The organism is Salinimicrobium sp. WS361, from assembly GCF_050750585.1.
In the GTDB taxonomy this organism is placed as follows: Bacteria; Bacteroidota; Bacteroidia; order Flavobacteriales; family Flavobacteriaceae; genus Salinimicrobium.
On sequence record NZ_JBOJLM010000015.1, the window covers coordinates 70,352 to 79,824 of the forward strand.

The following is a 9,473-nucleotide window of genomic DNA, read 5'->3' on the forward strand; positions in this document are numbered from 1 at the left end:
TTCTTTAGTCTCTTTTAGGTTGAGTGGCAACGGCAGGGGAGATGGTGTCCTGCTGTTGTGCCGGGCGCGGTTCCTGGCCCGGAGTAGGCTGAATACTGTCCATGGCTGGGAGGCTGTCCAGCTCTTCCTGTCGTAAGAGTGGTTCTGGTTGAGCAGCTTTGCCGGCATTTGGAACAGTATCTACAGTTCTTTCCTGGAGATCTTTTTCCTGCAAACGGCTCTTATTATTCAGTAACGGCCCTTCCCGGGACTCATTGTTAAAAAAGTTCTCTTCTTCTTCAGGCATAGGTATCCCCTGTATCTTCACCGGCTCATAATCTGGATCGTCAATAAATAGATCTTCTACAGAATTCAGCCTTTCTTCACCACGCCAGTTAAAGCCCCTAAGGGTGCGCTCTTCTTCAGGAAGTTCGCTTTCAGGATAGAGAATTCCGTCGACATTATTGAGATAATCGACCATGCTTATCTCTTCATCTTCAAAGAAAACGGAAATAGAGCTCGATAGGGTTTTATTGATGCCAATCAAATCTCCAGCGTCATTTCTCATGTAATATAGCGTCTCGGTATTTTTTACCAGGTCTACCTGATCTAAAGCATTGTCTTCAAACTTCCCATACATCTGCAAGCCCTTAAGCTGATTAAATCCGCCCAGACTGTCACGCTGAATCATAAATGCATTGTCATATACTTTGAGGGAATCCATTTCTTCGGTCACAACATTGTTGAGTAAGTGAATGGTGTCTCCGGTTAACTGGTTGTTTTCTGACCACATCACCGGACTGCCCAGCATTTGCGTCAAACCGGTTTTTTCCCGAACGTGAATAGAATCACTCTTACCGCTCATATTGCTCTTGTACAGGCGCACGCCGTAAAAACCACGGATGATCCTGTCTTCGGGCTTACCGGTAACCATTAAGGTATCTGCATGAATATAGAGAGAGTCCTGCTCCTGAACACTTACTGCCACCGCACGTTTGGTGATAAAAACTGAATCTTTTTCCCTAAAAACTTCAGCGTAATGTCCTCGTATAACACTTTCATTAATGGTGTCTGTAACCTTTATATTATTTGTGGCCGAAGCAAAATTGGTATTCCGGTTAAAGTACAGGCTATCCCCCTCTAAAATCCGGTTTTCATAGTCAATTCTTGAATTTTTTACAAAATAACCGGTATCGCCACGGGTGTCGTAGAACCCCCTTTCGGCGTATATTGTAGATTGATCGCTCGTTATTGTTGTGGGGCCATAGAAGTAGGCGTGACCATTATCAGAATAAAAATCCAGCTGAGTAGACCGCAAAACATAATCGGGATTAGTGATCACCACTTCCGAAGCGAAGGTGTATTTTTCATCTTCCAGGTAGTAGCGACCAATTCGGCTTTTAAGGACACTGGCAGTATCACGTATAGTTCCACCACTGCGGTAGTAGGCCTGCTGTTTTGTACGGTCAAAGAAAAGTGTATCGGTTTGTAGGCTGGTTTGTGGGTTACGCATAAAGACATTTCCGCTGGCAAAGGCAAACTGCGTATCACCATTGTATTCGGCATATTGGCTGGTCATGGTGATGGTATCACCCTGTTCCATACGCACATTCCCGTAGGCCTTAAAGAAGTTCTCTTCGGCGTAATGAATGGCCTGGTCGGCCCACACTTCAATACCCTGGTGAATAAAATGTACCTGTTCGTTTACCTTGCTTAGAATAAAGGCACCCGGATAGTTCTCTTCATCTTTTAGAGTACGTTCGCTTTCATAACGAATCTTCTTTTCTTCCTGGCTATAACTGCTGAAGCCCATGAAAAAAAAGATTGAAAAGAGATATAGAACCTGAACGTACTTCACCAGTAGAATTTTGCTTCAAAAGTAATGAATTCTGAAGGAAATAGGTGAGCTGCTGAGATCTTTTAAAAATTGAAATATCAGGTATTTCTATAGTAGAGAAACTTCCTACAGCACCTGAATTCCGTTTAGAGCACGTCGAACATTTGTCATTTTTAACCGACTTTTAGGAATGGTGGGAATCCTTGAAAGTTCTATTTCCAGGTCTTGTTTCGGGATTTGGTAAGTCATCTTCTCAACCAGGTAATTCAGGGTAATTCTTGTAATGTTAATGGTTATCCATTCGCCTGCACACCTGTGGTTGTGAACGTGGTCCCCTCCTCCCTGCGGAATAAAATTAAAGGCACTGCCATCCCAGGTTGAAAATCTTTCGGCATAAAAAGCATTTGGGTTGTTCCATATATTTTCGTGGTGCTGTGTGGCATAAAGGTCCAGCAAGACCCGCCGGCCTTTCGGGAATTTCACACCTTTCCATTCAAATTCTTTGTTCACCTTAGCAGGAACAAAGGGAAAAAAAGGGTAAAACCTGCGCACCTCCTGAACAAAATACAGGTCCAGTTTATCTTTATCTTTTCTAAGCCGCTCGCAATACTGCGGATTTTCATGCAGTGCAACAGCCGAAAAGGTAATATAGCGGGCAATGGCCACAATGGGTCGAAGCAGGTTGAGGATCTCTACAGCCACAATCCTCTTGTCGAGAAGTTTATTCCGTAGGTTTTTATGAAATGAGAAGCGCGATAAAATTGAGCTACCGGGAGTATTTTTTTCTTTTTTCCTTTTCTGGCTTACCAACTTCATGATCCATTTCTCCGAGCTTTTTCGGGCTCTTCGGGCCTGGTAGTGACTTAGCCCAATGCGGCCTGCACCATCTATTAATTCTGAAAGGTCATTTTTACGCTGCTCTACTTCGTCTTTTTTAACAGGAACTCCCACCCAATCGCAGGCTGCGCTAAAAAGTACTTTTTCTATCTCGTCAAAAAAGGTAATTTTGGGTTGCTTTTCCCAGGAGATTATGGCTTTTTGCAGGTGTTGTTCAAAAGCCTGTTCCAGCGCTGCCAAAGAATCCCGGTTCATTTCCTGCATAAACATCCTTTTTCTATTCACATGCTCGTCTCCATCCAGGCCTTGCACACCGCCCTGGCCCAACAAGGTCTTTTTAAAACGTTTTGGAGTGGCGCCCTCCCTCGAGAAACGACTGTCGTCATAAAAGATCTCTGCCGCTTCTTCACCTCGCATCACAAGGGCCTTTTTGAGGAATAATCTCACCTTAAGCAGGTCGGTTTCCTGTTTCTGAAATTGTTCATGAAAGTAATTGTAGCCTTTATAAAGAATTCCGGGAGTACTCTCCATAACTTTTTGATATTTCCCTCTAAATTAGGAAATGAGCAGTAGGAGAAGGGTTTAAAAAGCGTGAAAGTTTGGTTAAAACCGAAGTTGAATTTCAAATCTCAATGTGTACAGTAGCTTTAATTACTTCGGAAGGATCCTTCACAATTTGCCATTTATCTTTTTCTGAAGTAACCAGACTGAAATTGTCGACTAAAAAGGACAGTCAAAAATGGCATTTTCAGAAGGAATTTTTGAATGCCTGAAGGAAACGAATCAAAAGTGAATTGCTGGAAAACAAAAAAAGCAGCACGTTGTGATTCAACGTGCTCATATATTAAAAGTTGCGTATAAATAAGTGCAAAATTTTTGGATTATTAATTACCTTAAAATAGTGAAAAAGCCAGTAAGTTAAGTGCTTAGCAGTAAATTTTTATACGGTGCTGGCGGTAGTGTTTATTGTTTTTTAAAATTAGTTCTATACTCTAATGGTGATAAATGAGTTTTGTTTCTAAATAACTTATGAAGTGATTGTGGATGTTCAAAGCCTAAATGATAGGCAATTTGCGAAACATTGAGTTCCGAATTAGAAAGTAATTCTTTAGCACACTCGATTAATTTCTGTTGAATATGCTGTTGCGCACTTTGACCAGTTATAGTTCGTAACATATCGCTTAAATAATTTTGGGATAAGTGTAATCTTTCAGAAAAATAAGAAACGCTTAGAATCCCTTCGGTTTCAGTCAAATCGTTATCGAAATATTCTTCAAGTAATCTTTCAAAATTAGCTAAAAAGCTACTATTGGCCTGCTCCCTGGTTAGAAATTGGCGGTGGTAAAACCTATTGCAATAGTTGAGTAGCAATTCGATTTGTTTAATGATAATTTGTTGTGAAAATAAATCTGTTGATAATTGACTTTCTTTTGAAAGTGTTGTCAAAAGCTGATTGATGGTGAATTCTTCATCTTCAGAAAGGTGCAATGCTTCATTGACGGCATAGGAGAAAAACCCAAATTTTTTAATATCTTTTACTAATGGAAAACCTTGTAAAAAATCAGGGTGAATGACCAACCAGAGTCCGTTTAAATCCCAATCATCCCGAATTTCAGTAATGACTACTTGATTGGGCGCAAAAAAACTCATTGTGCCTTCGTTAAAATCGTAATGTTGCTGGCCATAGCGCATTTTTCCTTTAAAATTATTTTTTATGGCAATGCAGTAAAAACCATAAGTTACGGCTTCTAATTTTTGGTCATCATAACATTTGATGGAAGAAAAATCTATAACACTAACCAACGGATGTTTAGGTTTAGGCAACTCTAAAAGTTGATGTAATTCCCGAATAGATTCTATGGCGTATGGTTTCATCTGCAAATCAAATTTATAAAAAAAGGGAACGTTGGTTCTTCTTTAGTGCTAATCAAAATTTGTTGATAAGGTTAAGTGTTTCCATTGTTCAAATTCTGCGTCTTCTTCTTTTCTTTTTTTAGTTACCAATTCATAGGTATCCGGACCTAAAAGCAAGTGTAGCGGGGGCTGATTCATTTCAGTAATTTTTATTAAAATTTCAGCTAGTTTTTCGGGGTCGCCTTGTTGCTGACCACTAAACTGACTCCACATTTTTTCTGCTTCATCCACACCATAAACCGCTATTCTGTTTTTCACATAGTGGATGGAATTCATAAATTCAGTTCTAAACTGTCCTGGGGCGACTACGGTTACTTTTATTCCAAAGTTTTTAACTTCTTGAGCTAACGCTTCAGAAAGTCCAATGATTCCAAATTTAGCTGCGTTATAACTTGTTGCTTTTTCAAATCCCACATAACCTGCATTTGATGAAATGTTTATGATATGTCCGCTATTTTGTTTCCGCAAATACGGCATCACATTCCTTAAGACATTGACAGTTCCAAAAAGGTTGACATCAAGTGTTGCTCTAAATTCTTCATCGGTCATTTCTTCTATACTACCTACAAGACTATATCCAGCATTATTGACCACAACATCAATGTTGCCTACTTTTTTTACAATATCATCAATGGTTTGTTTAACATTTGTGTCCGAAGTAATATCCAGTTTTACAGGATAAAGGTTTTTTCGGTTTTCAGTAATTTCACTTATCAGAGCATCCATATTTCTACTAGTAGCTATCACTTTATGTCCCAATGCTAAAAGGAGTTTTGTTAAATGAAGTCCCATACCTTTTGAAGTTCCTGATATAAACCATACTTTTCGAATTTTTGCGCTCATAATTTTCCTGTTTTATTTATGACTACAAAATTGAGAATGATTAAACTAAGGAAAGTATCCAGATTACTGAATTTGGTATTTCAATTACGGATTGTAGGTAACGTCCCGGCTATCAAAAGTGCGGAGTAGGGGACACGGATTGATCTTTTAATTGCTATTTTTAAAGGTATTTAAAATGGCATTTTTGACTGGTCTGCCGTATTTGTGTTTACCGTTGTGGCCAGTTATATCTTATACCGAGTTTTATTTTTATCTCCGATTTTCTCAAATAAGTTTTGTTCTACACCTTTCTTGAGATCTCTGCTTGCTGTTGCTCCAGAAATATCTTTAAACACCTCCATATAATCCTTCCTGGTGAATTCTCGTTTATTCAAGGACAAAAAATATTCGAGTCGGTCTTTCTCAGTAAGTGTTCTATTGGTGAAATTGAGTAATTCTTCTAATGATCTGTTTATTACCCCAAGCATATATTCAATGAATGTTGTTGAATTTCCTGCCTTGTCACTAACAGATAATGCAGAATAATGTTTGTCCTGGTCATTACTAATTAATGTCTCGAAAGGTAGATATTCAAATACAGGATACTTCTGCATTAAAATTAATGTCTGCCACAGTCTGCCCATTCTTCCATTTCCATCTAAAAACGGATGAATAAATTCCATTTCATAATGAAACACACAGCTTTTAACCAGTTCAATTTCTTCTGAAGTCTGTAGATATTCGAATAGATCTTTCATCAAGAAAGGTACATTGTGATATGGAGGAGCATAATGTTCCACTGCGGAACCTTTCATAATGCCTACACCTTGTTTTCTATATTTTCCTGCATCACTTATCAGGTTTTGCATTAGAGCTTTATGAGCTCTCAAAAATGATTTTTCATTAAAAGGATCATATCTTTCTAAATGTTCGTAAATCTCAATGGCGTTTAAAACCTCTTTTACATCTTTCTTTGGACCTATGATTCTTTTGTTTTCTATGAGTGCAGTAATTTGTTCTTCAGTCAGCGTATTTCCCTCAATTTTCAATGAAGAATGAATTGTTTTAATCTTATTTTCCTTTTTTAATTTAGGAGAGGGTTTATTTAAATAAGTCGCATTAATAGCTCCTAACTTCGTAGGGAGGTTTCATCTTTGATACTATCATTTGATATTATCAAAAGTAAGATCATTTTATTTCAATTGAAAGGAAGTCAGGTTTAATGTAGGTAACTTCTCGGATAACGCAAGTTGCGGCTTGGGAATTCGAATTTGTCCGTTAGTGACTTTATTTTAAAGGTACTCAAAAATGCCATTTTTGACAGGTATTCCGCAATTTGTGTTATTTATTGTTGCAAATCAGTGGCGACAGAATTGAGTGAGCTCGTACTTAGCCTTTTTCTTGATTAGGTTTTTTTAATCCGCAACAGGGATAAAATTAATTTTGGGACTGAGTGGAGTCCGTATATTTTTATCGGTCCCTAAATCATTCTTTTTGAGTATAAACTTGAAAGTTAAAATATTATTCTTGCCTTTGAGTGGAAATCCGCCGTCACTTTTAATTTTTAATCGCTTGAGTAATTGTCCGTTTTTGATCTCCAGAAGGTGAGAGAATTTCTATTTTTTCATCTGTTTTGAGTGGAGTCAGGAGCCATTGTTTGCAACGTCTCGTATAAAAACAGTGCTCGCTTGCAACGCCTGATTGTCCGCTGTTACCATTCCCGCTATGAGTTATTTTTCATTTTCACCTAAACATCCAGCTTGACCCGATCCGTTGCCTCCGCGTCTGAGTAAGTTCCGCCGTCGTGAGCGACTCGAACCGTTGCCAATAAAGGTCCCAAAAATGGCTTTTAGGAACTGACTTTTCGAATCGAAAACTGCGATTGGCATTATCAGAAACCTTACCTCTCAAAAATGGCAAAAATGGACAGGCTTTCCCGTTTTTAGTGTGTTACAACGGTCTTGTATATAATAAGTTGCGTGTGAAAATGCGCGGACTTGTCGGCGTGACCCTTACTTTTTTAAAAATGAAAATTACCCTTTTTCAAAACCAAAAACAAGCAATTTTTTATAGTGTTGTGCAAAGTTGTGTGTCCTGCTGCTGTTCAGGGATACAATATAAGAATTCGTTCTTTGAATAATGAACAGCATAACTGTAATTGAGATGAGAGCTTTGTTGGTTTGATTGATACGAGCCACGATATGACGTGGAGGGCTCACGAAATCAAAAGAATAATGGTTGGTCTCTCGGCTGGGGTGTCAGGCACATCAGTCAAACCGCCTTATGGGGCTTTCCGCTAAAGCGGATGGTCTTGAGCGATAAGGTCAAAGGCACTACCGCAATTGTATTGTGAGTAGAAAGCTATGGTAGGAGTAAAGAAGCTGAACGAGATGCGAGTGAACCCTTGTAGAAGTGTCGTAAACAACTTTAGTGTAGCCGAAACCGGAGGATGGGCGGTCCAAGGGGATAAGGTCTGACGGATGTAACCTGTTTATTGGTCAGGCGGCTACCGGCATAAAGAGGGCAGGAGCTTTACTTACGGCTCAATTACGGAACAGGAGAAGCTAATTTGTAGTGTGAAAATGTCATAACCCCGAAGGGCAAGGCAGAAAGTAACGATACTACAGATTGGTGGCGGATTTGCCCGTAGTAGTGAAAATTTTCCCTGAAAGGGGAGAGGAGCGAAGGGGCAGACTTAACGGTTTTTAATTGTATTACAACTAAGTAAAACTTAGGATGATTTTCGAGGAGAAACAAAAGTCGCAACCGATAGAAAAGCGACAGGTATGGGAAGCCTTCAGGAAGGTGAAAAGTAATGGAGGGGCAGCCGGAGTGGACAATCTGTCCATAGAAGCGGTGTCTTCACAAACGAGGAAGTATCTGTATCCGGTATGGAACCGTTTGGCAAGTGGCAGTTACTTTCCTATGCCTGTACGCGAAGTAGAAATACCCAAAGCCGATGGTAGGGTAAGAAAGTTGGGCATACCAACAGTAACAGATCGTACAGCACAAATGGTCATCAGGGAAGAACTTGAAGCCATAGCGAATAAGCATTTTAGTGCAAGTTCGTTTGGCTACCGACCAAATAAATCAGCGCACCAGGCTATCAGGCAATGCAGGGAAAACTGCATGGAACTGGACTGGGCGATAGATTTGGACATCAAAAGCTTCTTTGACGAGATAGACCATGAGCTAATGATGAAAGCTTTAAGTCATTTTACAGACAAGAAGCACATTCATCTGTACGTGAAACGTTGGTTAGAAGCCCCAGTCCAAAAGAAAGACGGTACTATTGAGAAACGCATTAAAGGCACACCGCAAGGAGGCGTAATAAGTCCGTTACTGGCAAACATCTTCCTGCACGTTGTTTTTGATAAGTGGATCGAGAAGTACCACCCGGAAGTAAAGTTTGAAAGGTATGCCGATGATATCATCATCCACTGCCAGAATATCAAACAGGCCCTGCGGACACTGGAAGCGGTCAAAGCCCGATTTAAGCAATGCAAATTGCAGATCAAAGACGGCAAGAGCAATATCGTTTATTGTAAACGCAACCAAAAGAAGCACCCGCCATTTAAGGTGCAGTATGTGACCTTTGATTTCTTAGGCTTCACATTCAAACCAAGAATGGTCAAGGGTTACTTTGGGAACTTTCATTTGGGCTTTACCCCCTCTATTAGTCGCAAAAGTCAGAAACGTATCAATCAAACCCTGTTTAAGACGAAACTCCACCGAATGGTTCACCTGCGGCTGCCCGATTTGGCAGCCATTATAGCAGACCAGGTTCGGGGATGGATCCATTACTATGGCAAGGTACGGATGAGTGAATTACATTATGTGTTCCGTTTTCTGAACAAACGACTGGCAAAATGGGTACGTAACAAATATCGGAGGTTCAGGCGAAAACACTGGTTCTTTGCCTACAAATGGTTACAGGAAACTGCAAAGCATTATCCCAACCTATTTGTGCATTGGCAGTATGGCTTTAAGCCTTAGACTTGTTAAGAAGAGCCGTATGATGTGAGAGCATCACGTACGGTTCTGTGAGAGGTTTAGGGGTGAGATTCCCCTTTACCTACTCGAC

6 protein-coding genes are annotated in these 9,473 nt (G+C 39.9%); 1 reads left to right on the top strand and 5 read right to left on the bottom strand.

Annotated features, from left to right (window positions below; genetic code table 11):
• Positions 1-4 precede the first annotated feature (4 nt).
• The 5 genes from ACQ93I_RS14055 to ACQ93I_RS14075 form a co-directional block, all read right to left on the bottom strand.
• Complete coding sequence (locus tag ACQ93I_RS14055) at positions 5-1,792, bottom strand: OstA-like protein (RefSeq protein WP_431699049.1); 1,788 nt, start codon at positions 1,790-1,792, stop codon at positions 5-7.
• 150 nt (positions 1,793-1,942) lie between these two features.
• Entirely contained in the window at positions 1,943-3,184 is a 1,242-nt protein-coding gene (locus ACQ93I_RS14060) for a cytochrome P450 (RefSeq protein ID WP_431699042.1), read from the bottom strand.
• Positions 3,185-3,616: 432 nt separating this feature from the next.
• Entirely contained in the window at positions 3,617-4,528 is a 912-nt protein-coding gene (locus tag ACQ93I_RS14065; protein WP_431699043.1) for a helix-turn-helix domain-containing protein, read from the bottom strand.
• 48 nt (positions 4,529-4,576) lie between these two features.
• Positions 4,577-5,410 (bottom strand): SDR family NAD(P)-dependent oxidoreductase, encoded by an 834-nt coding sequence (locus tag ACQ93I_RS14070; RefSeq protein WP_431699044.1) that lies wholly within the window; start codon positions 5,408-5,410, stop codon positions 4,577-4,579.
• A 224-nt stretch (positions 5,411-5,634) separates the two neighbouring features.
• Positions 5,635-6,513, bottom strand: coding sequence for a Fic family protein (locus tag ACQ93I_RS14075; protein ID WP_431699050.1), 879 nt, complete (start codon positions 6,511-6,513; stop codon positions 5,635-5,637).
• 1,612 nt (positions 6,514-8,125) lie between these two features.
• Between ACQ93I_RS14075 and ltrA the strand changes: the two genes are divergently transcribed.
• Positions 8,126-9,385 (top strand): group II intron reverse transcriptase/maturase, encoded by a 1,260-nt coding sequence (ltrA, locus tag ACQ93I_RS14080; protein WP_431699045.1) that lies wholly within the window; start codon positions 8,126-8,128, stop codon positions 9,383-9,385.
• Positions 9,386-9,473: the final 88 nt, after the last annotated feature.